The following is a 24137-nucleotide window of genomic DNA, read 5'->3' as shown; positions in this document are numbered from 1 at the left end:
GAATCAAGGGGACGCCGTCGCGGCTGAAGTAAAGGGTACAACACCAGATTGCCAAGAAGCAAACAGCGCGTAAACGGTCCGTTCCGGACCTCCCAGCCAACACACCCACCGGACAAGCACTCTGTGCTCGCCTCCAGCGCGTCGCTGACTCGACATAATCTACACACCACCCCACACCCACACAACTGTGCAGGTCAGGGCTCTAGTCACGGTTGAGGCCGAAGTAGGCCGGCGTTGTCACTCCAGACAGCGGATCCACCCTCCGGCCAACGCCAGCGAGCAACAGGCCTGCAATCACGGTCCACGCCAGGGGCAACACCACCCGGGGCACCACTTCCTCGACGGTTGGGGCAACCACGATTCCCGTCCCGGCGTAACCAAGGACGATGAGGTTGGCGACCACGAGCACCGCGAAGCCAATCCGGCGACCTGCGCCGTTTTTCGTCACTGTGACACTGAGTCCCGACCACGTCATCGCCACAGCCACGAACCCGCAGGCCGCCGCCACACAGAGTGCACCCATCCACTCTCCCGCGCTTCCCGGCGAAAGCAGAGGCAACTCCGCAGACCCACCGAACCCTTCGCTGACGTGCTCAAGGCCACGCTCAAGACCCCAGGCCACCGCATACACCAGGCCGAATCCCGCCGGGGCCACCCACCAGCCACGCACCACGGCGCGTTGCCAGTCGCGTGTCACCCCGCCGAAGACGGTCCACATACTCGCGGCCCGTTCCGCCTGGATCAGTCGACCGAAGACAACACTCGCGGTCAGGGCGACCATCAGGATGACCGCGACCACGGTGATGTCGCTGCCGAGCAGTCGGAACACCAGTTGCACGGGGACCATCACGACCAGGAAGGCGACCACCGGAGCCAGGAGTCCCTTGCCCGCCATGGCACGCAACACGGCAATATGGCCGTCCGGAGTTTGCGACCGCCGCCCCCACCGCGTCGACAGGGATGCCGCCGCGCCGCTGCCGGCGTCGACCGCCGCCCCGCGCAATTCGCGCAGGCGCAGAACCACGGTGAGTGCACTGAGCGCCACGATGACCAGGACTGTCAGCGCGAACCATCCCCCGAGACCGCGTCCCCACACGTTCCCCACCGCCCACAGCACCGTGAGTACGGCCACACAGATAGTGGTCCCGGCCGCCGTCGCCATCACCACATGCGCCTTCGCCGCCCGGGCACCGACGCCGAAAACAACAAGCCCGCGCGTCGACATGGTCAGCACCCCGGGCGCGGAGCCACCGACGATGCCGAACAGGACCGCGAGGGCGATCTGCCGGCCGGAGCCCTCCCCCGTCTCGTCGAGCAGAATGAACGGCATAACGAGGACCAGGAGCCACGAAATGAGGCGTCCGGCGATTTCGGACCTCGCCTGCGCCAGGCAGAGCCGCAGGTGCGTGGCGGCGGGCAGCCCGCCGAGCAGGGTGGTACTCATCGCGTCCCCCTCACCAGGACGGTCTCCTCCAGTCCGGCATCCTCGAGGCGGACGTCCAGCCCCTCGGACGCGTGCAGCAGCGCCGCGGCAGACACTGCAGCTCCGGCATCACCTGTGTCTCCTGCGCCCCCGGCGTCCAGCACGACCCGGCGTGCCCCGGCGACGGTGTCCTCGCGCAGGACGGTGCGCGGTGCGCGCGCCAGCAGGTCGTCGACGGCGCCGACGGTGCCGGTCGCGACGACCGTCGAGGACGTCAGCGCCTCGACGTCGGCGATGCGGACGACGTCGCCGCGGTCGATAAGGATCACGGCGTCCAGCAGCAGGGAGGCGTCCTCAACCTGGTGAGTGGAGATGACGACGGTGCGTCCGGCGTCGGTCGCGCGCGTCGTCTCGTCGAGGAGTTCGCGGTAGAGGTTCTCGCGGTTGCGGGCGTCCAATCCCAGGTAGGGCTCGTCGAGCAGGGTCACGTCCGCCCGGGCGGCGAGGCCCATGACGACCCCGACCAGGGTCTTATTGCCGCGCGACAGGGTGTCGAAGCGTGCCTTACGGTCCAGGGCGAAGACGTCCTGCAGGTGGCGGGCGTAGTCGGCGTCCCAGGTGCTCCAGCGCGAGGCGGCGAGGTCGAGCAGCGTGCGCACGCTCATCTCTCCGGGGTAGGGGACGTCCGCGCCGGCGAGAATGATGCGGTCGAGGGCGCGTTGGTTGTCGCGGACGGGCTCGCCATCGAGGGTGAGCCGTCCTTCGGTGGGCAGTTGGCCGGCGAGGGCGCGCAGCAGCGTGGTCTTGCCGGCCCCGTTCGCGCCGATGAGTCCGTAGACGCGGCCGAGCGGGATATCGCAGGTCACAGCGTCCAGCGCGCGGGTTTGGCCGTAGGTGCGGGTGACGTTGTCGAGGTGAAACACGGTTGTCAGAGTGCTCCTTGTCGTTGGTAGTAGAGCCGGTCGTCGCCCTGCACCGCGCCGACCGGGTGCAGGTCGTCGCCGGCAAGGACCTTGCGGACGCAGTAGGTGAGGACGCCTCCCGCCGCCGCGATCACGACGACGCCGGCGACGACCGGCAGCGGCCCGCCCGGGAAGTCGCTGACGGACAGCATCACGGTGAGCGCGATGCCGAGGACGAAGAGTACGACGAAGCCGAGGTAGTAATGCACGGTCACGAGCATCGGCAACAGCACGATGAGCAGGAGGAGTAGCCCGGTGACCAGCACGATGCGTCCGGCAGTCCAGCCGTCATCGGAAACTCCCGTCGCCAGCGCGCCGGAGGAGACGAGCACGGCAACGCAGGCGACACCGAGGGCCACTACGGCCGCGGAGGCCACGTGGGCATGCACGAGCCAGCGTCGCACGGGCAACCCATAGGCCGCCCAGCTGCGCCTCGTGCCGGCGAGAACGTCCACCACTCCCGAGCACGCGATCGCGATCGGTGCGAGGAGAAATGCCATCTCGATCGGTTCATCCCCGCCGCTGATCATTGCTGTCACCACTCCGATCACGACCACGAACGTGACCACCACGGCGACGGCGGTGGACAGCGCCGGCAGATGGATGAGGCGCCACGAGAGCGGCCCCCAGGACGCCGGCAGCTTCGCGACCAGGGCGGTCCAGCTCGTCGACGCTGAGCGGGACGTCCCCTGGACCGTCCGGTCGCCGCGCAGGAGCGGACGCATCGCAACCGCCTGCATCACCGCGGCCACCAGTGCGCCCAGCAGGGCCCCGGCGATCCCCCACATTCCGCCGGTGCCGCCACCGACCAGGACGGCGACGCCGATGAAGAGCGCGAGGACGACTGCGCCGGCGATCATCGCGTCCACCCGCCACATGGCCAGCGGGACGCCGAAAGCGCGATAGCGCGAGACGTCCGGCAGGGCCATCCAGATCCCAAAACCCGTGGTCAGGGCGATAACGATGAAGTCCGCCGTGCCCTGTCCCGGGAGAAGGAGGATCACCGAGACACCGAGCATGGTCAGGACCATCAACTGTTCGATACGCGGATACATCTGCACGCGCACGGCGAATCCGGGGCCACGCATCACTGCACCTCCCCGGCCAGACCGGACAGACCGGTTAGCGCGATCACGGTGTCCTCAGCGTCGAGGTGCTGGACGGTGACGCCGGGGCGCTGCGGGACGGTGGCACCGCGCAGGTCGACGTCCAGCGACATCGTGCCGGCGACGTCGCGCATGGCGACGACCTGCGGCAGCTCTCCTGCGGCACCGTCGCGCGCGCCCCGCAGTTCATCGAGGACCTCGTGCATCAGGGCGGTGCTGCCGGTGAGCCGGACGACGCGTTCGTCGAACTCGGCGGCGTCGAGGTCGTGGGCGAGGCTCCCGTCGCCGGCGAGGATGAGCAGCCGGTCGACGCTGCGTCCGGCGTCCGCGAGATGGTGCGTGGACAGCAGGATGCAGCGCGGCGCGGCGGCCTGCTCCTCGGCGAGGATCTCGTAGAACAGGCGGCGTCGCTGCACGTCCAGCCCGGAATACGGTTCATCGAGCAGCGTCAGCGGTGCCCGCGACGCCAGGCCGACGATCACGCTGACCAGCGAGCGGTGGCCGGTGGACAGGGAGGCCATCTGGCCGAAGCGGGCCAGGCCGAAACGTCCGGCGAGGCTCTCGGCGAGCTCAGCGTCCCAGTACGGGTAGCGGGCGGCGGCGACGGTCAGGACGGTGTCCACGGACCAGCGCGGCGGGTAGAGGACGTCCACCCCGGTGAAGCAGACCTGGTCCATCACCGCAGCGTCGTCGAAGGGGTCGCGGCCGTCGACGGTGATGCTGCCGGTGCTGGCGCGCAGCTGACCGGCGAAGATACCCATCAGCGTGGTCTTGCCGACGCCGTTGCGTCCGACGAGGCCGATGGTCCCGGCGCGCGGCAGGTCCAGCGTGAGGTCGCGCAGGACGTCCCGGCTGCCGAAGGAACGGCCCAGGTCGCGGGTCTGGATGAAGGTGTCGGTGGGGTGTGTGGTGGTTGGAGAGTTCATGGTGTTCCTTTCGCTGGTGAGTGGTGTCAGGCGGTGCGTGTGCCGGCGATCATGCCGGTCCCGGACCAGTCGGGTTGGCCCAGCAGGACCCTGGTGCGCGCATATCTCGTGAGGAAAAAAGCGAGGACGACCATCGCCGCGGCCGCCACGGCGGAGGGCCACACCGCCGTCGAGGAGGTGAAGCCGAACAGCGGGATGACCGTGGTGACGAGGTTGAAGAAGATCAGCCACATGATCGCCGTTCCCCAGTCCTCGTAGGAGACGCTCACGGCGAAGGCACCCGCGACCACGGCAGTCGCGACGACGACGGTGAAGTAGAGGGAGAACTGCAGGTAGTCGAGGTCGGCTGTGGCGCTGCCCGTTCCACCGAGCAGGGAGCTCAGCGGGAGGCCCCGGTCGTGCTGCCCGTTGATCGGCACGGTGACCAGCACGGTCACCACCCCGACGACGGCCTGCGGCACAGACACCGCGAGCAGGGTGTCGCGCACCCAGGCCCGGCGCGTCATCCCGACGGCGGTGGCCGTCGCCCGACTCGCAGCGACAACGGGGGCGGTGACGAGTGCGGCGAGGAGGAATCCTGCGGTGACGATCTGGCCGTCGTCCGGATCGTCGCCGCCGACGGTCACCCACACCGAGATGACAGTCACGGCCACCAGCGCCACGGTCCCGACCGGCTGATACACGGTCCGCCAAGCCGCGGTCCCGCGGCGGGCGAGGAACACCCGGTAGGCCAGGGGCGTGGTGGTGAAGCGCTGCCCTGCCCCGGTCGCCCGGCCGGCCAGAAGGTGCCGGTGGTGGTGCAGGACGAGGGCGACGGTCACGATGACCGCCACGGCGGGCAGCGCCGGTGCCCACGCCGGGACCTGCCGGGCGTGCGGCACCTGGTTCACCAGCGCCCACACCGGCCAGGCCAGGTGAGCCACCGCAACCAGGGCCACGAGGATCCCGTGGTCGAGACGCCACTGCCGCATGGACAGTCCGGCGGTGCGGTAGTGGACCGGATTCGGCAGCATCAGCAGCACCGAGACGACCGGGAAAGCCACCCCACCGGTGAGGGCGGGCCACATCTCCCAGCTGTCGTGGAACTGCACCAGCGTGGAGGAGGTGAAGAAGGCCAGCACCGCGGCCAGCAGGAGGGCCAGGACGGTCGTGCCGGGGCGTCGGTCGGCGCGCAGGCGTTGCCACGGGGTGCGCATGGTTGTCTGTGCGGTGGTCACGGTGCTCACGGCGTCTGCCCTCCCGTCAGCTGGACCACCGCTTCTTCGAGGTCGACGGTGTCGGTGGCGATGTCCGAGAGAATGCCGCCGCGGTCGGCACCGTCCCCACCGCAGTCGGGGCCCAGGTCAACGACGGCGCGGGACGCCCCGGCCATGTCGCGGCGCTCCAGCACGGTGAGCGCCGGCGCACCGGCGAGCGCGGCGTCGACGCGCGCCGTCGAGCCCGTGATGCGCACGAAGCGTCCGGCGAGGTCCCCGGCATCGATGTCGTGGGTGATCGTGCCCTTCTCCATCACGAGCACCCGGTCGACGATGCGCTCCAGGTCCGGCAGATGGTGGGTGGAGATGACCACGAGGCGCGGGTCACGCTGCACCGACTCGCTCAGCGCCCGGTAGAACCGGCGGCGGGTCTGCGCGTCGAGGCCCACATAGGGTTCGTCGAACAGGGTGACCGGGGCGTGGGACGCCAGCCCGACGAGGATGCCCACCGCGGTGCGTTGCCCGCGGGAGAGTTCCCCGTAGGTGGACGCCCCGGCGAGGCCGAAGGCGTCCTGCAGGTGCGCAGCCTCCTCGGCGTCCCACCGCGGGTAGCGGCGGGCGGCGAGGTCCATGACCGCGGTGACCGTCCAGGAGGGTGCGTAGTCGATGTCGACACCGGTCAGGCTGGTGTTCTCCAGGACGACGGCGTTGTCGAAGGCGTCGTATCCGAGGCTGGTGACGGTGCCGGCAGTCGCCTTGAGGCGTCCGGCGAGCATCGCCAGCAGGGTGGTCTTGCCGGCGCCGTTGCGTCCGACGAGACCCACCACGCCGTCGGTGAGGCTGAGGTCGACGGGACCGACGACGGGTGGAAGGGTGCGCGCGGCGCCGGGGTAGGCCAGTGCGGCTCCGGTGAGTGTGACGGTGCTGGTCATGAGTACAGTCCTCTGCTTTCCGCGACCTGGTCGAGCAGTCGGTGCAGGTCGTCGCGCGGCATGTCGAGTTTGATCGCCTCGTCCACGAGGGGGGCGAGGAAGTCGGCGGCGAAGGCCTCACGGCGGCGGGCGGCGATGCGGTCCCGGGCGCCGTCCTCGACGAACATGCCCAGGCCGCGGCGCTTGGCCAGGACCCCACGTTCGACGAGCAGGGTGAGGCCCTTGCGGGCGGTGGCGGGGTTGATGCCGTGGAAGGCGGCGAGTTCATTGGTGGACGGGGCGCGGTCGCCCTCGGGGAGGGACCCGTCGACGATGGAGTCCTCGACGAGTTCGGCGATCTGCCGGAATAGCGGTGACGTGGTCTCGTCCACGGCCGGTCTCCCTCCGCCCCTCGGGCACGTTGGTTGGTTACTAGTGTAACTAACCATCGCACACGTCGATCTTTCTGACAAGAGCGCCCGCGATAACCGCGACACACAGGGCGAATGACCTGCATACCTCCCCACACACCGCACGCCTGATGCACACTGGTGGGACTGACCAACAAACCTTAGTGAGGACCATCACCATGCTCGAGCGATCCCTGATCTACGTCGACACCTCCTACCTGCTCGCCAGCTTCTACAACGCCTGGGAAACCGGGGCACGCGCCCAACTCGAGATCGACCTACCCGAGGTCGTCAACGTGCTCGAATCCCGCGTGGTCGACCAACTCCATCAACCCGTCTACCGGCAAAATTGGTATGACGGGCTGCCGGACTCCGGCCCGCACCGCTATCAACGCGCACTGCGGTCCTGCAATGGGGTGCAGCTGCGCTCCGGCCAACTCATCGAGTGGGGCGACCGGCGCACCCAGAAGGCCGTGGACACCCGCCTGGTCGCCGACATGGTCATCAGCGCCATGTCGCGCGAGGTAACCGACATCGTGCTGGTCTCCGGCGACGCCGACATGCTCCCCGGCGTCGAGGAAGCCGTCGCCCGCGGCGTGCGCGTGCACCTCTACGGTTTCGGCTGGGACTCCATGTCGGCGAACCTGCGCTACTCCTGCGACTCCACCACCATCCTCGACCCGCGCGAGGACTTCGCCGACTGCATGCGCCTGCAGGTGCTCGAAGGCCCGCTGAAGGCCGGCGCCTCAGGGCCGCAGCACAAGCCCATCGGCGACGCCGAACCCGTCGAGGACCTCTCCGGCACCTGCGCCGTGCCCGACGTGCGGCGCAAGTCGTCCGCGCACTCCGCCGAGACGTCCGCGCACGAAGAGCCAGCGCACAAAGAACCAGCGCAGGACGCAGCGACGCCGGACGCCTCGGCGGCCGAGCCGTCCGCACCGTCCGCATCCGCATCCGCATCTACGTCAGCACCCACACCGGCCGACGTCGCGGCCGCGGCGTCCGGAGCGCCTGCGCCTGAACCGGAGCCTGTCCCCCAGCCCACCCCGGCGCAGGACGCCGGGGACGCCCCCGTCACCGAGATGGAGAAGGACGACGAGAAGAACGCGTCCGATGTGTCACCCGACCCGTCACCTGCACCGTCCCCCGGCCCCTCGCCGGCGGACCTGGCGTCCGCCCGTCCGACCCCGGCGATGATGGCACCGCGCCGGCGGCTGCGCAGTCGCTACGTCCCGCTACCCACCGAGGTGTGGCAGTCCGGCGGCCAGCAGAACCCCTTCGACATCGGCGAACAGTACGCCGTGTGGTGGTTCCAGAACGCCGCCACCGGCGACCAGCAGGACGGTGCCCACGTGCTCAGCGGCGGCGGGCTGCCCCCGGAGGTCGACCGTCCGCTCCTGCAGTTCGCCTGCGAGACCCTGCACGAATACACGCTCACCGAATACCAGCGCGTCAACCTGCGCGACGGATTCCACTCCGGGATCCGCGGCATCCTGCTCAACCGGTAGCAGGAACCCCACAGTCACCCGTGACCCGAAATCGGCGCGGACTGTGAGAAAATGCCGACATGACCGCCCCCTCCACCGGAACAACCGGCCCCACCGGTAGCGACGCCGCGTCCCGCCCCGACCGTAGCGGCCGTGGGATCCTCGCCTTCCTCGGGCAGATCGTGGGGGCGGGTGTACTCGCCTCCGCCGTCACCCTCGTCGCCTGGTGGGTCCTGGCGCGCACGAACCTGCCCGCCTACTCGTCGTCGAACGTGACCAAGGCGCTGGCCAGCGCCGCCGGCGTGATCGTCCTCGTCGTCCTGGCGTTCGTCCTCTACGCGGTGATGCACGCGCGCACGCCCTTCGCCGACTGGCCCCGGTGGCGCAGGCTCGGCGCGACGGCCCTGTGCTGGCTCGCGCCCGCCGGGCTCGTGATCGCCACCCTCGCCATCCCGCTGGCCGCCACCCGCCTGTCGCTCGACGGCATCAGCGTGGACCAGGCGTTCCGCACCCAGTTCCTCACGCGCATGACCGACCAGCCCGGCTTCGAGGACATGGCCTACCTGGGCGAACCGAGCTTCTACCCCCGGCTGTGGTTCTTCACCGGCGGGATGTTCGCCAATGTGCTCGGCCTCGCCGGCTGGGCGGCGTTCCAGCCCTGGTCGCTGATCACCCTCGCCGCCACCGGGACGATGCTGGTGCCGGTGTGGCGTCGGCTCACCGGATCATTGCCGCTGGGCACGGTCATTGCCGTGGCGACGACCGCAGTGGTGCTCTACACCGCCCCGGAGGAGCCCTACGCCGCCGTCGTCGCCTTCGGCATGCCCGCCGCCTTCGTCCTCGCCGGACGCGCCATGCGCGGTTCCTGGCCGGCGGTCGCCGGGCTCGCGCTCTTCCTCGGCCTGTCGGCGAACCTGTACACGCTCTACACCGGTGTGTCCGCCCTGACCGTGGTGCTCATCGCCCTCGCCGTGGCATGGGGTTCCCGCTCGATCGCCCCGCTGGTGCGGCTCACCGTGACCGGGCTGGTGTCCATCGTCATCGCCCTGATCGGCTGGGGCCCCTACCTCCTGACGCTGTTGACCTCGGAGAGCGGCGCGAAGGGACGCGCCCAGCACTACCTCCCGCAGGCCGGCACCGAGGTGCCCATGCCCTTCCTCCAGGTCAGCCTCGTCGGCGCACTGGGCCTGCTGTGCATCGTGTGGATGGTGCTGCGCTGGCGGCGCAGCCAGGTTCGTGCCCTGCTCGCCGGCCTGGTGGTCTGCTACGGCTGGGTCGTGGCCTCGATGCTGATGACGCTCACCGGCACCACCCTGCTGGGCTTCCGCATGGAACTGCCGATCTCGTTGATCCTGGTCACCGGCGGCATCATGGCGCTGCAGGATCTGCGCATCAACGGTGTACGCCACGCCTACCCGCAGTTCGTGGGCCCGGAGGCCGCGCCCAAGGTCACGGCCGTGCTGGCCGTCCTGCTGACCTTCGCCGCCGCCGCGCACGTGGTGAGCATCCCGCTGCACCTGCGCCAGCACATCGACCTGGCCTACACCGACACCGACGGCGACGCCCAGCGCGGCGACCTCTTCCCCGCCGACTCCACCGTCTACTATGCCGACGTCGACGCCTACATCGACGAGACCCTCGGCCTGGGCGGCCAGCGCGCCGGCACCGTGGTGCTCACCGACGAGCAGAGCTTCATGGCCTACTACCCGTACCACTCATACCAGGCGATGACGGCCCACTACGCCAACCCGCTGGGCCTGTTCGAGGAGCGCAACGCCGAGATCAGCGCCTGGACCGACATCAGCGACCCCGCCGAACTCACCGACGCGATGGACGCCACCGCCGAGGAGCGCGGCTGGGAGGGCCCGGACGTGATGGTGCTGCGCGGACAGGCGTCGGATGCCACGGATGCCACAGACGGGGAGGACGGGACGTTCTCCTACCGCCTGTCGGAAGACATCTACCCCAACGACCCCAATGTGCGGTTCACCACGGAGTCCTTCCAGGCGTCCGCCTTCGCCGAAGGCTGGGACTTGGAGCAGATCGGCCCCTTCGTCGTGGCGGTGCGGCAGCGTTAGCCTCCGGTTAGCCCCCACACGCCGCGCCTGACCACGGCTTAGGCCGCACCAGACTCCTGCCGTAACATGTGCTGCTATGTCACGAGTCGAACATGAGGCGCCCGACGAGGTGTCCGAACAGGCCCCCGAGACGAACCCTGGGGACAACCCCGCCCGTACAGCGGCGGCGACGGTGGACCGTCTCAAGGCGCTCGCCGTCCTCTCGGGTATCGCCGCCCTCGTCCTGTTCTGCCTGACCCCCCTGCTGCCGGTCAAGCAGGAACAATCCAGCTTCTCCTGGCCGCAGGGCGGTGACCTGCGCAGCGTCGAAGCCCCGCTGATGTCCTACCACCCGGAGAATCTGGACATCACCCTGCCGTTGGCCGAGGTCCGCGACCTCAACGGCAACCAGACCACCGTGCTGTCCACCGTGCCGGAGAACGCCGAAGAGGCCACCCTGCGTGGCATGTTCGTGCGCTCCACGCCGGACGGCCTGGACGTGGTCGTGCGCAACTCCGTGGCGCTGTCGGTCGACACCGAGACGCTGGAGGCCCTGCCGGACGATGCGCAGCTGCGCATCACCTCCGACTACGAGGGCACGCACGCCTGGATTCCGGACGCCACCGACGAGGACGGCAACCCGCTGGAGGGCGGCTTCGGCGACGATATCCGTCCCATGCTGACCGGCATCTTCACCGAGATGACCGACAGCCCGGAGAACGCCCAGGCCGCGATCGACGCCGGCCTGCAGGTGGACGTGACCGTCGACTCGCGGTACACCTCCACCGCCAGCGGCATCAAGATCGCCGCGATGGTCCTCGGCGTCCTGTTCATGGTCGTCTCCCTCTGGGCGCTGCACCGCATGGACATCCTCGACGGACGCACCCGCACCCGTCGTCGGTTCCTGCCCGCCAACTGGTGGCGCCCGCGCTGGCTCGACGCCGTGGTCGGCGGCGTGCTCGTGGTCTGGTACTTCATCGGCGCCAACACCGCCGACGACGGCTACCTGCTGACCATGGCCCGGGCCAGCCAGGAGTCCGGCTACATGGCGAACTACTACCGGTGGTTCGGTGTGCCGGAGTCGCCCTTCGGTGCCCCCTACTACGATCTGCTGGCGTTGATGACGCACGTCTCCACCGTCTCGGTGTGGATGCGTCTGCCCGTGCTGATCGCCAGCTTCCTGACCTGGATGCTGCTCTCGCGCGAGGTGCTTCCCCGTCTGGGCGCCAAGATCTCCCAGCGCAAGGTGGCCCACTGGACCGCCGCCGGTATGTTCCTCGTCTTCGCCATGACCTACAACAACGGTCTGCGTCCCGAGCCCGTCATCGCCCTCGGCGCCCTGCTGACCTGGGTCTGCATGGAGCGCGCCATCGCCACCGGACGCCTCCTGCCCGCCGCGATCGGCGTCATCGTCGCGTCCCTGTCGCTGGCGGCCGGGCCGACCGGCCTCATGGCCGTCGCCTCGATCCTCGTCGCCCTGTCCGGGCTGATCCGCATCGTGATCCGTCGCCTGCCGCTGCTCAACGCGGGACGCGGCAGCTCAAAGAAGTCCGTCACCTGGGCGGTCTTCGCCCAGATCGCCCCGTTCCTGGGCGCCGGCACCGCCGTGCTGATCTGCGTGTTCGGTGACCAGACGCTGAGCACCGTCATGGAGTCCATCGGTGTGCGCGGCCCCGTCGGCCCGTCGTTGTCCTGGTACGAGGAACCGCAGCGCTACACCGAACTGCTGAAGCAGACGGTGGACGGCTCGTTCCCCCGCCGCTTCTGCGTCCTGATGATGCTGCTGTGCCTGGCCGTCGTCGTCGCCTCGATGCTGCGCAACCGCCGCGTCCCCGGCACCGCCCACGGCCCGGCGCTGCGTCTGACCCTCGTCGTCGTCGGCACCATGTTCTTCATGACCTTCACCCCCACCAAGTGGACGCACCACTTCGGGGTCTACGCCGGCATCGCCGCCGGCCTGGCGGCGCTGGCCGCCGTCGCAGCGTCCACCATGGCGATGCGCTCGGCGCGCAACCGAATCGTCTTCCTCGGCGCCTGCCTGCTGCTGTTCGCCTTTACCCTCGCCGGCACCAACGGCTGGTGGTACATCGCCAGCTTCGGCGTGCCCTGGTACGACAAGTCCATCCAGATCGCCGGCTTCGAGATCTCCACCGGCATGATGGTGCTCTCCGTGCTGGTCATGCTCGTCGGCGTGGTCATCGGCTTCCTCAACGACATCCGCGAAGCCAATGCCAGCACCGACGCCGAGCTCAAGGAGGTCGACCGCCGCGAAGCCGCCCAGGCGCAGCGCTTCGCCGGCGTCGCCGCAGCCCCGATCGCCGTCCTCACCATCCTGGTCGTGGTGTTCAACCTCGCCTCGCTGGGCAAGGGCTTCATCTCCCAGTGGCCGGCGTACTCCATCGGCAAGGGCAACCTGACGGCACTGGCCGGCAACACCAGCGGCCTGGCCGGCGACGCCCTGGTGGAGTCCAATACCAACGACTCCTTCCTCGGTACCGCCGACGGCACCGATTTCGCCGACTCCCTCACCAGCGAGGACTCCCGCGGCTTCGGGGAGAACAACATCCCCAACCGCATCGAGGAGAGCTCCGGCTCCGAGTCCGGCTCCTCACCGCAGACCTCCGCCGTGGACACCAATGCCTACGGCTCCGACGAGGACGACGAGGACGTCACCGACACCGGCCCCGGCGGCGGGCTGAACTCCCTGGAGGGCGCCAACGGCTCCTACGCCCAGCTGCCCTTCGACATCGACCGCACCCAGGTCCCGGTCGTCGGCTCCTACACCGACGGGCTGCAGCTGCAGGCCGAGACCACCACATCCTGGTACTCCCTGCCGGAACGCAGCGAGGACTCCCCGCTGCTGATCGTCTCCGCCGCCGGCGAGATCTCCCACCTGGACATGAACGGTGTGCGCCAGTACGGCCAGCAGCTGAAGCTGGAGTACGGCCGCAGCAGCGGCGACGGCAGCAGCTCCGATGACTTCGAGGTCATGGGCGAGCTGGAGCCGCTGGACATCGGTACCGCACCGCAGTGGCGCAACCTGCGCTTCCCGATGGATCAGATCCCGGAGGACGCCGACGTGGTGCGCATCCAGGCCGCGGACATGAACGTCACGCCGGACCAGTGGCTGGCCTTCACCCCACCGCGCGTGCCCACCCTGGCACCGCTGGACGACGTCATCGGCGACGCGCCGACGCTGCTCGACTGGTCCGTGCCGCTGCAGTTCCCGGCGCAGCGTCCGTTCAGCCACTACGCCGGCGTGGCCGAGGTGCCGGAGTACCAGATCTCCCCGGAGCACGACGCCAAGAAGGCCCATGCACCGGTCATGGACTACTACGGCGGCGGTGCCGGCGGCCTGGTCCAGATGAGTACCCGTGGCACCGAGATGTCGACCTACCTCGACAACGACTGGCAGCGCGACTGGGGCGTGGTCACCAAGCTCACCCAGTTCCCGTCAAGTACCGGTGAAGAGCCGAAGTCGGTGGATCTCGACATCGAGACCGAGAACCGTTCGGGTCTGTGGTCGCCGGGGCCGATGCGCTTGAGTTAGGCGGCGGCCACGCCAGACACACAACGACGGTTTCTGTCCGGCCCCGAGGGCGAAGTGCTCACTTCGTCCCCGGCGGCAGACAGAAACCGTCGTTGTCTGTCTCGGGCCCCTGCCGAGTGGCTACGATGATGGCCGGAGGGGATAGATCATGGGGGAATCACTGTCATCACGGCCGTTCTGGCTGACCGCAGAACTCGCGGCAGCCGGCTACACCGAGGGGAAGATCCGGGCCGCCGTCCGGCGCGGAGAACTGCACCGGCTCAGCAGAGGGGTGTACACCTCCTCGCCGCCGGACGACCTGACGGCGCTGCAGGCGTTGTCGCACCTGGTACCGGAGATGGTCTACACCGGGCCGACCGCTCTGTTCCTCTACGATGAGCGTCCGATGCTGTGGCCTGCCCGCGGCCTGGTGCCGTCCACCGGACGCGCCGGCACGCGGGATCGTCTACTGCTGCGATCCCGCGACAGGAAGGACACCGAGCGCCACCGCAGCTGCCACGGCGTCGCGGTAACCACCCCGCTGCAGGCGGCGGTGGACGTCCGGGCGTCGCGCACTCCGACGTCCACCGACGAGGAGCTGCGACGGTTCCTGACCAGGATGTACGACGGTGCGAAGGGCAATGACGTCCTCGCCGCCGACCTCACCGTGCTGACTCCGGGCAAGGCCCACGCCGCGGCGTTGCTGGACGGTCTGACGACGGGCACGGCCAGCAAGCTGGAGAAGCAGGCCGTGCGCCTGGTGCGCAAGGCGGTGGCCGGGCTGCCGGTGACGGTGCAGGTCAATGGCCTCATCGGGCAGTACCGCTTCGACATCGTAATCCCGGAGGCCCGCGTACTCATCGAGATCGACAGTTTCCACTACCACGCGGTCACGGACTTAGCGGATACCCGCGGTTTCATCCGCGACCGGTGGAAGGCGAACGCGGCGGCGCAGTGGGGGTGGCTGGTGCTGCGCTACACCGACTTCTGCTCGGTCCCGGCGGGGTGGATTCCAGGATCGTCGCCCAGGTGCGCGATATCGTCGTCAGACGGGCGAACCGCAGGTGGTCGGGGATTCCGCACTACCGTGACCCGGGGGTGTGGACGTTCCATCCGCAACTGATCTGACGGATGCCTACAGTGGTGGCCATGACAGATGCGACTGACACGACTGAGATCCCCGACAACATCACCGAACGTTCCGCCGGCACCGTACCCGCGCCGGCGGACGACCTCTACCGCTACGTCAACGGCGCGTGGTTGGCGTCCCACGAGATTCCGGCGGACCGCGCCGTGGACGGCAAGTTCCACGAACTGCGCGACCGCGCCGAACTGGACGTGAAGGCGATCGTGGAGGGCGCGGATCCGTCCACGCGCATCGGCGCATTGTTCAGCTCCTACATGGACGAGGACGGTGAGCATGGCATCGAGCAGGCCGGCCTGTCCGTCCTGTCCCCGGATCTCGATCCGGTGCGGGATGCAGCGGACCTTGACCAACTCGTCGCCGCGCTCGCGCAGCTCGACCGGCACGGCGTTGGCGGCGTCGTCGGATTCTGGACGGAGAAGGACGCCGGCGGCAGCGGCCTGGAGGTTGCCTACCTGGTGCAGACCGGTCTCGGCCTGCCGGACGAGGCCTACTACCGCGAGGAGCAGCACGCCGAGGTCCGCACCGAGTACCGGGCGTTCATCGAGCGATTCCTGAGCCTGGTGGAGGCCACCGGCGGGCAGCCGCTGCCGGGCCGGTTCGCCGACGCCGATGCGTCCACCGCCGCCGATGCGCTGATGTCCTTCGAGACCGCGCTGGCCGCGGGCCACTGGGACACCGTGGCGTCCCGCGACGCGGAAAAGACGCACAACCCCACCGCGCAGGACGCTCTGCCGTCCGGCTTCCCCTTCGCCGCCTGGCTCGACGGCGTCGGCATCACCACCGACGTTGCGCCGGAGGTGATCGTGAGCCAGCCGTCCTACCTGGAGCACGTCGCCTCCCTGGCGCCCGGCGCGGCCAACGGCCGCGACCTCGACGAATGGAAGTTGTGGGCGTACTGGCGGGTGCTCACCGCGCGTGCCGGCAAACTGCCGCGCGAGTTCTCCGAGGCCAACTTCGACTTCTACGGGCGCACGCTCTCCGGCTCCACCGAGCAGCGCGACCGTTGGAAGCGCGCCGTGATGATGGTCGAGGGGGCTGTGGGCGAAGAGGTCGGCCAGGAGTTCGTGGCCGAGCACTTCCCGCCCGAGTACAAGGAGCTCATGGGCGAACTGGTGGACTACCTGCTCGCCGCCTACCGTGACCGGATCAGCGAACTGTCGTGGATGACCCCGCAGACCCGCGAACGTGCCCTGGAGAAGCTCGGCACCTTCCGCGCCCGCGTGGGCTACCCCGATACCTGGCGTGACTTCTCCGGGCTGGATCTCGGCGAGCACGCCGGACGCGGCGAGAACCTGCTGGCCAACTACCGTGCCGCCTCCGACTTCAACCACGAGTTCGAGGTCGCCAAACTCGGCAAGCCCAGCGACGGCGACCTGTGGTTCACCACCCCGCAGACGGTCAACGCCTTCTACAATCCGGTGCGCAACGACATCACCTTCCCCGCGGCGATCCTGCGTCCGCCGTTCTTCGACGCCGACCGTGACACCGCCGACATGGCCGCCAACTTCGGTGCCATCGGCGCGGTCATCGGCCACGAGATCGGCCACGGCTTCGACGACCAGGGCTCCAAGTACGACGGCGAAGGCAACCTGAACTCCTGGTGGACCGAGGACGACCGCGCGGCCTTCACCGAACTGACCGACCGGCTCGTCACCCAGTACGACGGCCTGGTGCCCACCGGCCTGGCGCAGCGCGGTCAGACCGACCACAAGGTCAACGGCTCCTTCACCCTCGGCGAGAACATCGGCGACCTCGGCGGCCTCGGCATCGCCGTGGTCGCACTGAAGAAGTGGCTCGCCGAGCGCGGCGAGACCGTGGACTCCGCACCGGCCGCACCGGTCGAGGGGCTGGACGGCGAGTTCAGCGTCCTGCAGCGCTTTTTCCTGCAGTGGGCCACCGTGTGGCGCACCGCGATCCGCCCGCAGATGGCCGCGCAGTACGTGGCCATCGACCCGCACTCCCCCGGCGAGTTCCGCTGCAATGTGGTGGCGTCCAACGTCGCGGAGTTCTACGAGGCCTTCGACGTGACCGCCGACAACGGCATGTGGATAACCGAGGAGCAGCGCGTGACGATCTGGTAATCTCCTGAGAATGCCGGTAGCACCGATCACCCCGGACCCGGGGGCGGACGGGTGGGGGCGTCCAGCACCCGGCCCTGTTTCTGGGTCTTTTTCTGGGCCTTTTACTGGGTCTCCTTCTGGGTCTCCTTCTCTCCCGCCGAACGCCGATCCGGACGGACGTTTCCGTCCCGCGGCCGTCGGCGGGCACCGCACCGCGCGCTGGTTCATCCTCGTCGGCGTGGTGCTGGTCGCGCTCGTCCTCCCGTACGCCATACCGATGAACTCCTCGCCGAGCAGCGAACCGTATCCGCTCACCGAGGCCGCCGGCGACAGCCTCCTGTCCTGGGACTACGACCCGCTCGACCTCACGGCTCTGGACTCGCAGTGCTACCCGACCGGTGACGCGTTATTGCCCGGCGCCCTGGAGGCCGAGTGCGCCGACCGGTTCGGCAACTACGTCGACCTCGACATCATGTCCATGAACGGGATCGGTGAGGAGGACGGGGACACCACGCAGGCCGCCCGGCGGTCCCTGCGCGCCATCTTCTACGGCGACATGTCCGGCGCTACGTTCAGCACCGTCGCCGACTCCGACGCCGCCGACCTGCTGCACCCCACACTCGCCGCGCGCACCACCGAAGTTCTGACCACTCCGGTGATCGAACTGCAGCCCACCCCGCTGAATGACCCCGACGGCTTCTTCGACGATTTCGGCGACGGTTTCCGGGAACCCGCCTCGCCGGACACCCGCCCCGTGCAGTACGGCGGCGGCAGCGACGGCAGTGGCAGCAGCGGCGGCGGGTTGCACACTGCCGCGGCGTCCTTCCTGATGGACGGCCCCGAGCGGGTCTTTTACACCGTCACGGTGACCGGCGACGACCCCGATGTCGTCGCGATCGCCGCCGAGCAACTCCTGGGGGAGATCCGTGCAGCATAACGGCAACAACGGTCCCGGAGTCAGGACCCGCGACACCACGCGGCAGGGCTGGCGCGTGGTCGACGTCCCGCGTGCCCACCACGACTCCTTCCCGCGGACGCAGCGTCCGAAACTGCGCCCCACCTGGGACGTCTTCGGGTGGACGTTCCTGATCCTCACCGCGATCGGCCTGCTGGTGGCGGCGCTGAACCCCCTGATCATGATGATCTTCCCCGGGCCCGGACCGGTCGCCTTGGGCGCCCTGTATGCCGTGATCTTCACGGCCGTGATGTGGTTCCTGCTCTCCCGCCTGCTCGTCTACCGGGGTACACCCTGGCTGCTCGCCGCTTCCGCCGTGCTGTGGGGCATGACCGGCGCAATGCTGCCCGCATTCGCCATCAGCGAGCGGCTGATCGACCTGTCGTTCAGCTGGAACATCGACCAGGTGGCCCTCTCCCTGGGAGGGGCCTACCCAGAGGAACTCTCCAAGGGGCTCGGGGTGTGGCTGCTGCTGCACGTGGGCCGCGCCTGGTGGAACCGGCCGTGGCACGGGCTCGTCGCCGGGGTGCTCATCGGCATCGGCTTCGAGGCCTTCGAGAACTTCGGCTACGCCCTGATGCTGAGCTTCTACCACCCGAGCTCCGACCTGGCCGGGGTCTCGGAGATGTGGCTGTTCCGTCTGGTCGCCGGGCCGCTGCTGCACGGGATCTGCGCCGGGCTGGTCGGATTCGGCATCGGCATGGCCGTCTACGCCGCCGGGCTGACCTGGACGCGACGACTGAGCTGGGTGCTCGGCGGCGGTGCCGCGGGCTTCCTCGTTCACGCCGGATGGAATCTGCAGCTGGATTCTCTGACCGCCCAGATCGTGAACATGGTCTTCATCTGGACCGTCGGCGCGGTACTGCTCGTCACCGCGGTGGTGATCTCGACGAAGGAGGCCCGGCCGCTCGCCGCCGCGGGACTGTATCCAGCGGTGAGCATCTACCAGCGCATCCCCGTCGCACCGCGGCCGTTCGTGCCGCCGATGCCGGGGGCGGGGCCTCCGGTGCCGGGCCAGCCGATGCAGCGGTTCCCGCAGCAGGGGCCACCGCCGTTCCCGCCCCAGCAGTACCCACATCAGTACCCACCCCAATACCCGCCACAGCCGCCTGACCAGCAATACCCCCGGCAGTATCCGCCGCAGCACCCACCGCAGGGCTGGCATCAGCCGCCGCCTCCCCGGTAGACCCAGCGTGCGGATGGCAGATGAACCGTCGGGCAGAACCGAACAGTTGTGTTCGTTCTTGATATGACTATCATCGGCGCCATGACCATTCTCTCCAGAACGACCCGTGCCCCTCACCGACCCCGATTCCGCCGCGCCGCCGCGACCGCTGCCGCGCTCGCCCTCACCACCGGGACGCTCACCGCAATCGCCGCCCCCACCGCCGGGGCAGCCACCGCGTCTTCCGCGTCCTCCGCGTCCACTCTCCCGTCGCTGCCCGCACTGCCGTCCCTGCCTGACCTCCCGTCGCTCTCCGACGGCACCAACAACGCCAGCACCGGCGGCCAGGACGACACGAAGGCCACGATCAACGACCCGGGCCGCGTCGCCGGCGTGGCACTGGCCGCCGGTGTGGATCCGGGTGTGGTGGGTCAGCTGCTCGCCGACCCGGAGGCCACCATCGCCGCCGGCGAGCGTCTGGGCATCCCGCGCGAGACCGCCGTGTGGGCCGCGAACAATCCCGAGCAGGCTCTCGGTGCGGCACGCGCCGCCGGCATCGACCCGGCCTGGGCCGCCAACGTGCTCGCCGCCAACCTGTAGGAAACTCCACCTTCCACCAGCACGAATCTAGGTCCTCCCCGCACCCGTCCCCGGAAACTCCCGGGCGGGCGTGGGGAGGACCTTTGACGTTGCTGCCACTGCCTTTCCAGACTCTTTCCATGCTCTGTGGCGTCCCTGAGAAAAGTCCATAGGCGCGGTGAGCTGCGGAAAATCCGACACGCGGTGCGCGTGTTACTAGTGTGATTGTTGTGAATCGTGTGTATCGTGTGGCGCATGTTGTCTCTCCCCTGGCGTCGATCGGCGCGCACCACCGTCCCCGCCCGACTCACCGCAGTGACCCTGTTCGGTTCAGCCGCAGCGGTTGCCGCCCTGGTCGCCACCGACGTCCTCCCCGTGCCCACCTGGGCGCTCGACGGGGTCGACGTCGCGAGCCACCAGCACCCCGACGGCTCCGCCATCGACTGGCAGAGCGTCGCGGCGTCCGGCCAGAGCTTCGCCTTCATCAAGGCCAGCGAAGGCACCGGGTACGTCAACCCCTACTTCACCTCCGACTCCGCCAAGGCGTCGGCCGCCGGCGTGACCCCGGGCAGCTACCACTACGCCAAGCCCGGCGAGACCGACCCCCGCGCCGAGGCGCAGCACTACGCCGCGACCCTGGCCACCGGCGTCCAGCCGTCCCTGCCGCCGACCCTCGACCTCGAGGAGTCCGGCGGACTCGCCCCCGAGGACCTGCAGAACTGGGTCCGCGACTGGATCGACGAGATCCAGATCCAGACCGGCCGCGAACCGATCATCTACACGTACCAGAACTTCTGGCTCAACGACATGGGCAACACCACCGAGTTCTCCGAGTACCCGCTGTGGCTGGCCTACTACAACCCCACCCTGCCGAATGAGATCCCCGGCGGCTGGAACGAGGTCACCTTCTGGCAGTACTCCTCCGAGGGCCAGGTCGACGGCATCTACACCAACGTCGACATGAACACCTACTACGGCACCGACGAGCAGCTCCAGGGCCTCACCGGCGCCCCGTCGGACGGCAGCGCCGCCGGCAATATCGTCGACGCCCTCAAGCCCATCACCGACGCCGCGCTCGGCCAGGCGGAGAACGCCAATAACACCGAGCACCAGGAGGCCGCCGGTGGCGAGCCGGGACTCGACCAGCCGCTGAGCACCGACCTGCTGGTCAACCTGCTCGGCCTGGTCGGCGGCACCGTCGGCCCGGAGGCCGTCCTCGAGGCAGCGACGAACTCCGGACTCGGCGAAGGCCTGGGCTCCGTCCTGGCGTCCTCGGGTATCGAGGCGCGCGACGCCGGGGAGACCATGCCCGTCGCCGCAGTCGCCGCACTGGTGCTCGGCGCACTCGGCCTCGGTGCCGACGGTGGCGACATCGCCAACCAGGTCGGCGACCTCGTCGGCTCCCTCGTCGACGAGCAGGGCCTGCCCCTCGGCGACGGCGGCTTCGACATCTCCCGCCTCGCCGAGCTCATCGGCGGCGGCGACGTCTCGCTCGACAGCATCCTGCGCCTGCTCACCGCCTTCGGCGCCACGGACTACGCCGCCCAGATCGCCAACGGCACCGTCGACACCGACGCCCTCCTGGCCCAGGTCAAGTCCGCTCCGGCGGCACCCGCGCAGGACGCACCGGCCGCCGATGCGTCCGACGCTTCTGCCGACGCCGACGCCGCTGCGTCCGACGTAGCGTTCGACGTTGATCCGGAGGCGCTGCGCGCCGCGCTGGAAGGTGCCGGCGTGGACGCCGAGACCGCCGGCAAGCTCGCCGCCGACCCGGCTGCGACCGTCGCCGCCGCCGAACGCCTCGGCGTTGACCACGAGACCGCGTCCCGCTTCGCCTCGGACCCGGCCGGTGCGATGCAGGCGCTGGACGAGGCCGGCATCGACCCCGTCGGCGCCGCCCCCATGCTCGCCGCGCAACTGTAGACCCCCGCCGCGGGGAGAGACACACATACAAATAACGCCCTGACCGGTGACCGGTCAGGGCGTTTTTTGTATGCCTCAGGGCTGAGGCGCGCCCGGGGCCATGATGTCGGGCTCGTGGATGTCCTCGAGGCTCTCCGGCGTCGGCTCGGCGATCTCGCAGAGGTTCACCAGCGCACCCGTCGGGTCGACGAGGGTGCACAGCCGACCCAGCTCGGAGTTCCACGGGGCGCGGACCAGCTTGCCGCCCAGCTTCTTGACCTTCTTCGCCGCCGCGTCCACGTCCACGCAGCCCAGGTACAGGGTCCACATCGACGGGTTCTCGTCCAGCTCGCTGGTGTCCCACATGCCGCACAGCGGGGCACCGTTGTACTCGCCGGTGGCGTAGCGGAACTTGTCCGTGTCGCTGTGCTGACGAATGTCCCAGCCTGCGAGGTCGTGGTAGAACTTCATCGTCGCATCGAACTGCTCGCCGACGAGCAGCTCGTGCCACACCGGGGTGCCCGGCTCACCGGCAGCGAAGAACGGCTCGTCGCCGGACGGCTGCTTGAGCCCCACCGTCGCACCCGACGGGTCGACGATCACGGCCATGCGACCGCGACGTCCCACATTGCGCGGGGACAGCACGCTCGTCGCGCCCGCCTTCACCGCTTCATCGTGCACGGTGTCGATGTCCGGGGCGTACAGCAGCATGCCCCACAACGACGACTTGTCGTCCGGGACCTCACCGAGGCCGGCGACAGGCATGCCGTTCTTCTTGGCGACGAGGTAGCCGTCGCACTGCGTGTCGAACTCCCAGTGCAGGAGCTCGGTGTAGAAGGTCTTCGCCTTCTCCAGGTCAGTGGTAGCCAGGTCGATCCAGATCGGCATTCCTGGCTCCGCTACGAGAGCGGGCATCAGAGGTTCCTCCACTTGTCGGGGTCGAAATCGTCATCGGCAGTTGCTTCGTCGAAGTAGTCGTCATCGTCACTGGCACCGTCTGCACCGTCACCCTGGGTGACGACGCGTGCGGCGGCGACCGGGGTGGCATCCTCGTCAAGGACAGCCACCTCATCCCCGGAACGCAGATGACGTCCGCGGCGGGTGTCGGCCTCGCCGTTGACCGTCACCCGACCAGCGGCGATGACCTCCTTGGCCGCGCCGCCGGAATCGACCAGGTTCGCCAGTTTGATGAACTGGCCGAGCCGGATGTCGTCACCGCGGACGGAGACGTCCTGCGCCGGTACCTTGTGCTCTTCTCGCTCAGGCATGCCGACCATCCTACGACTCCGCGCGGTGCGTGGGAAGTCCAGCCGGAATATCCTTTTCATACCGGAGCGGGACGGGGTGTGCGCTGGGACTTTCAGCGAGGTCACGGACGGTGCTCATGGTGGTTTCTGGCTGCGTGAGGTGTGGGAGGTGGGCGTGAGGTGTGGGAGGTGGGCGGGAAGTGGTGCGCTACGACCTGCCAACATTCCCTGTGGCGACCTCGCGGATCAAAATAGTCGCCCTCCCAGGAAGGGTTTCGGGCCGAATGGCTACCTGGAAGGGTGATCCGGCTGCATGTGACAGCCAGGAGCGCAGGGGACGGTTAGCGCAGCAGCGCCAGGGTCTCCACTACGCCTTCGCCGACCAGGATCACTCCGAGGAGGAGGAAGACCGCACCAGCGACGATGTCGATCCACGGACCAGCGGCTTGCAGGCGTCTCGACAGCGCGGGCACCGACACCATCACGGCGACGAGGACGAACCAGGCCACCCCGGTAACGAGCATCATCAGCAGGACGACCAGGCGCATCCCCCACCCTGTGTCCGGCGGCACGAAGCCGGCGAACACAGCGCCGAAGAACACCAGCGCCTTCGGGTTCGCCAGGTTCGTCATCAGTCCGAGCCGCCACGCGGTAGCGGTGGACACCTGCGTGGCCAGCGCGGTACCCGCACCAGTCCCATCGGAACCGCCACCGGCAGGCACGGCGGTCCCAGCGGAGCGTCGTTCGGCCAGACCACCACGCAGAGCCCCCTGCCCCATCCACAGCAGGAATCCGCCGCCGACGAGGAACAGGACCGTCAGCACCCAGGGGAAGGCGTCCACCAGGGCGGACAGGCCGACCATGCTGGCGAGGATCCACAGGGTGTTGCCGCTCATGATGCCGAGGGCGCAGGCCACGCCGTTACGTCGGACGGCACCGAGGCGCAGGATCTGCACGAGGTCGGGCCCGGGCGACGCGATGGCGAGCAGCCACGCAACGAGAATGCTGAGAAGTGCGCCGCCGGTCATGGGGAGTAAATCTACCCGGGGACGAAGACGGGACCGGCCCCGCCCCC

Annotated in this window: 19 protein-coding genes; 9 read left to right on the top strand and 10 right to left on the bottom strand. The window is 69.1% G+C overall.

The window, feature by feature from the left end; all coding sequences use genetic code 11:
* Positions 1-202: 202 nt before the first annotated feature.
* The 7 genes from ACT3SZ_RS04565 to ACT3SZ_RS04535 are packed head-to-tail and all read right to left on the bottom strand — an operon-like array spanning position 203 to position 6916.
* Positions 203-1444, bottom strand: coding sequence for a hypothetical protein (locus ACT3SZ_RS04565; protein ID WP_444617018.1), 1242 nt, complete (start codon positions 1442-1444; stop codon positions 203-205).
* Positions 1441-2346 (bottom strand): ATP-binding cassette domain-containing protein, encoded by a 906-nt coding sequence (locus tag ACT3SZ_RS04560; protein ID WP_444617016.1) that lies wholly within the window; start codon positions 2344-2346, stop codon positions 1441-1443. The genes ACT3SZ_RS04565 and ACT3SZ_RS04560 overlap by 4 nt, the downstream gene beginning before the upstream one ends.
* A gap of 5 nt (positions 2347-2351) precedes the next feature.
* Positions 2352-3473, bottom strand: coding sequence for a hypothetical protein (locus ACT3SZ_RS04555; RefSeq protein WP_444617014.1), 1122 nt, complete (start codon positions 3471-3473; stop codon positions 2352-2354).
* Positions 3473-4417 (bottom strand): ATP-binding cassette domain-containing protein, encoded by a 945-nt coding sequence (locus ACT3SZ_RS04550; protein WP_444617013.1) that lies wholly within the window; start codon positions 4415-4417, stop codon positions 3473-3475. The genes ACT3SZ_RS04555 and ACT3SZ_RS04550 overlap by 1 nt, the downstream gene beginning before the upstream one ends.
* A 26-nt stretch (positions 4418-4443) precedes the next feature.
* Complete coding sequence (locus ACT3SZ_RS04545; RefSeq protein WP_444617011.1) at positions 4444-5643, bottom strand: hypothetical protein; 1200 nt, start codon at positions 5641-5643, stop codon at positions 4444-4446.
* On the bottom strand, positions 5640-6545 hold the full coding sequence (locus tag ACT3SZ_RS04540) for an ATP-binding cassette domain-containing protein (RefSeq protein ID WP_444617009.1): 906 nt from the start codon (positions 6543-6545) through the stop codon (positions 5640-5642). The genes ACT3SZ_RS04545 and ACT3SZ_RS04540 overlap by 4 nt, the downstream gene beginning before the upstream one ends.
* Positions 6542-6916, bottom strand: coding sequence for a GntR family transcriptional regulator (locus ACT3SZ_RS04535; RefSeq protein ID WP_444617007.1), 375 nt, complete (start codon positions 6914-6916; stop codon positions 6542-6544). Before ACT3SZ_RS04535 ends, ACT3SZ_RS04540 begins: the two co-directional genes overlap by 4 nt.
* 197 nt (positions 6917-7113) lie before the next feature.
* Between ACT3SZ_RS04535 and ACT3SZ_RS04530 the strand changes: the two genes are divergently transcribed.
* The 9 genes from ACT3SZ_RS04530 (at position 7114) to ACT3SZ_RS04490 (ending at position 21836) form a co-directional block, all read left to right on the top strand.
* Positions 7114-8442, top strand: coding sequence for an NYN domain-containing protein (locus ACT3SZ_RS04530; RefSeq protein WP_444617005.1), 1329 nt, complete (start codon positions 7114-7116; stop codon positions 8440-8442).
* Positions 8443-8501: 59 nt separating this feature from the next.
* Complete coding sequence (locus tag ACT3SZ_RS04525; protein WP_444617004.1) at positions 8502-10499, top strand: galactan 5-O-arabinofuranosyltransferase; 1998 nt, start codon at positions 8502-8504, stop codon at positions 10497-10499.
* Between the two features lie 76 nt (positions 10500-10575).
* Positions 10576-14028 carry an arabinosyltransferase domain-containing protein gene (locus ACT3SZ_RS04520; protein WP_444617003.1) on the top strand — a complete coding sequence of 1151 codons (3453 nt, stop codon included), beginning with the start codon at positions 10576-10578 and terminating at the stop codon, positions 14026-14028.
* Between the two features lie 148 nt (positions 14029-14176).
* Positions 14177-15130: a hypothetical protein gene (locus ACT3SZ_RS04515; RefSeq protein WP_444617001.1), complete on the top strand. Its 954-nt coding sequence runs from the start codon at positions 14177-14179 to the stop codon at positions 15128-15130.
* 26 nt (positions 15131-15156) lie between these two features.
* Positions 15157-17235, top strand: a complete 2079-nt coding sequence (locus ACT3SZ_RS04510; protein WP_444616999.1) for a M13 family metallopeptidase — start codon at positions 15157-15159, stop codon at positions 17233-17235.
* 10 nt (positions 17236-17245) lie between these two features.
* The gene (locus ACT3SZ_RS04505) at positions 17246-18151 is read left to right on the top strand and encodes a hypothetical protein (protein WP_444616998.1); all 906 of its coding nucleotides are present in this window, start codon (positions 17246-17248) and stop codon (positions 18149-18151) included.
* Positions 18141-19355, top strand: coding sequence for a PrsW family intramembrane metalloprotease (locus ACT3SZ_RS04500; protein WP_444616997.1), 1215 nt, complete (start codon positions 18141-18143; stop codon positions 19353-19355). Before ACT3SZ_RS04505 ends, ACT3SZ_RS04500 begins: the two co-directional genes overlap by 11 nt.
* Positions 19356-19436: 81 nt before the next feature.
* The gene (locus tag ACT3SZ_RS04495) at positions 19437-19934 is read left to right on the top strand and encodes a hypothetical protein (RefSeq protein WP_444616996.1); all 498 of its coding nucleotides are present in this window, start codon (positions 19437-19439) and stop codon (positions 19932-19934) included.
* Between the two features lie 234 nt (positions 19935-20168).
* Complete coding sequence (locus ACT3SZ_RS04490) at positions 20169-21836, top strand: glycoside hydrolase family 25 protein (protein ID WP_444616995.1); 1668 nt, start codon at positions 20169-20171, stop codon at positions 21834-21836.
* Between the two features lie 75 nt (positions 21837-21911).
* Here ACT3SZ_RS04490 and ACT3SZ_RS04485 read toward each other — a convergent pair whose 3' ends face one another.
* The 3 genes from ACT3SZ_RS04485 to ACT3SZ_RS04475 all read right to left on the bottom strand — a co-directional run bounded on the left by ACT3SZ_RS04485 (position 21912) and on the right by ACT3SZ_RS04475 (position 24090).
* Entirely contained in the window at positions 21912-22730 is an 819-nt protein-coding gene (locus tag ACT3SZ_RS04485; protein WP_301442265.1) for a VOC family protein, read from the bottom strand.
* Positions 22730-23083 carry an RNA-binding S4 domain-containing protein gene (locus ACT3SZ_RS04480; protein WP_444616993.1) on the bottom strand — a complete coding sequence of 118 codons (354 nt, stop codon included), beginning with the start codon at positions 23081-23083 and terminating at the stop codon, positions 22730-22732. The genes ACT3SZ_RS04485 and ACT3SZ_RS04480 overlap by 1 nt, the downstream gene beginning before the upstream one ends.
* A 320-nt stretch (positions 23084-23403) precedes the next feature.
* The gene (locus ACT3SZ_RS04475) at positions 23404-24090 is read right to left on the bottom strand and encodes a LysE family translocator (RefSeq protein WP_444616992.1); all 687 of its coding nucleotides are present in this window, start codon (positions 24088-24090) and stop codon (positions 23404-23406) included.
* Positions 24091-24137: the final 47 nt, after the last annotated feature.

Origin of the sequence: Corynebacterium sp. AOP40-9SA-29, assembly GCF_052377405.1 — a bacterium.
Classification (GTDB): Bacteria; Actinomycetota; Actinomycetes; order Mycobacteriales; family Mycobacteriaceae; genus Corynebacterium.
This window is presented reverse-complemented; position numbering and strand designations above follow the sequence as displayed.

What these genes read in the sequence shown, in the direction of transcription:
- ACT3SZ_RS04555 (WP_444617014.1), bottom strand. Translation starts at nt 3,473, where the DNA reads ATGCGTGGCCCCGGATTCGCCGTGCGCGTGCAGATGTATCCGCGTATC.
- ACT3SZ_RS04480 (WP_444616993.1), bottom strand. Translation starts at nt 23,083, where the DNA reads ATGCCTGAGCGAGAAGAGCACAAGGTACCGGCGCAGGACGTCTCCGTC.
- ACT3SZ_RS04510 (WP_444616999.1), top strand. Translation starts at nt 15,157, where the DNA reads ATGACAGATGCGACTGACACGACTGAGATCCCCGACAACATCACCGAA.
- ACT3SZ_RS04525 (WP_444617004.1), top strand. Translation starts at nt 8,502, where the DNA reads ATGACCGCCCCCTCCACCGGAACAACCGGCCCCACCGGTAGCGACGCC.
- ACT3SZ_RS04495 (WP_444616996.1), top strand. Translation starts at nt 19,437, where the DNA reads ATGACCATTCTCTCCAGAACGACCCGTGCCCCTCACCGACCCCGATTC.
- ACT3SZ_RS04485 (WP_301442265.1), bottom strand. Translation starts at nt 22,730, where the DNA reads ATGCCCGCTCTCGTAGCGGAGCCAGGAATGCCGATCTGGATCGACCTG.
- ACT3SZ_RS04540 (WP_444617009.1), bottom strand. Translation starts at nt 6,545, where the DNA reads ATGACCAGCACCGTCACACTCACCGGAGCCGCACTGGCCTACCCCGGC.
- ACT3SZ_RS04490 (WP_444616995.1), top strand. Translation starts at nt 20,169, where the DNA reads ATGTTGTCTCTCCCCTGGCGTCGATCGGCGCGCACCACCGTCCCCGCC.
- ACT3SZ_RS04505 (WP_444616998.1), top strand. Translation starts at nt 17,246, where the DNA reads ATGCCGGTAGCACCGATCACCCCGGACCCGGGGGCGGACGGGTGGGGG.
- ACT3SZ_RS04550 (WP_444617013.1), bottom strand. Translation starts at nt 4,417, where the DNA reads ATGAACTCTCCAACCACCACACACCCCACCGACACCTTCATCCAGACC.
- ACT3SZ_RS04565 (WP_444617018.1), bottom strand. Translation starts at nt 1,444, where the DNA reads ATGAGTACCACCCTGCTCGGCGGGCTGCCCGCCGCCACGCACCTGCGG.
- ACT3SZ_RS04515 (WP_444617001.1), top strand. Translation starts at nt 14,177, where the DNA reads ATGGGGGAATCACTGTCATCACGGCCGTTCTGGCTGACCGCAGAACTC.
- ACT3SZ_RS04530 (WP_444617005.1), top strand. Translation starts at nt 7,114, where the DNA reads ATGCTCGAGCGATCCCTGATCTACGTCGACACCTCCTACCTGCTCGCC.
- ACT3SZ_RS04520 (WP_444617003.1), top strand. Translation starts at nt 10,576, where the DNA reads ATGTCACGAGTCGAACATGAGGCGCCCGACGAGGTGTCCGAACAGGCC.
- ACT3SZ_RS04475 (WP_444616992.1), bottom strand. Translation starts at nt 24,090, where the DNA reads ATGACCGGCGGCGCACTTCTCAGCATTCTCGTTGCGTGGCTGCTCGCC.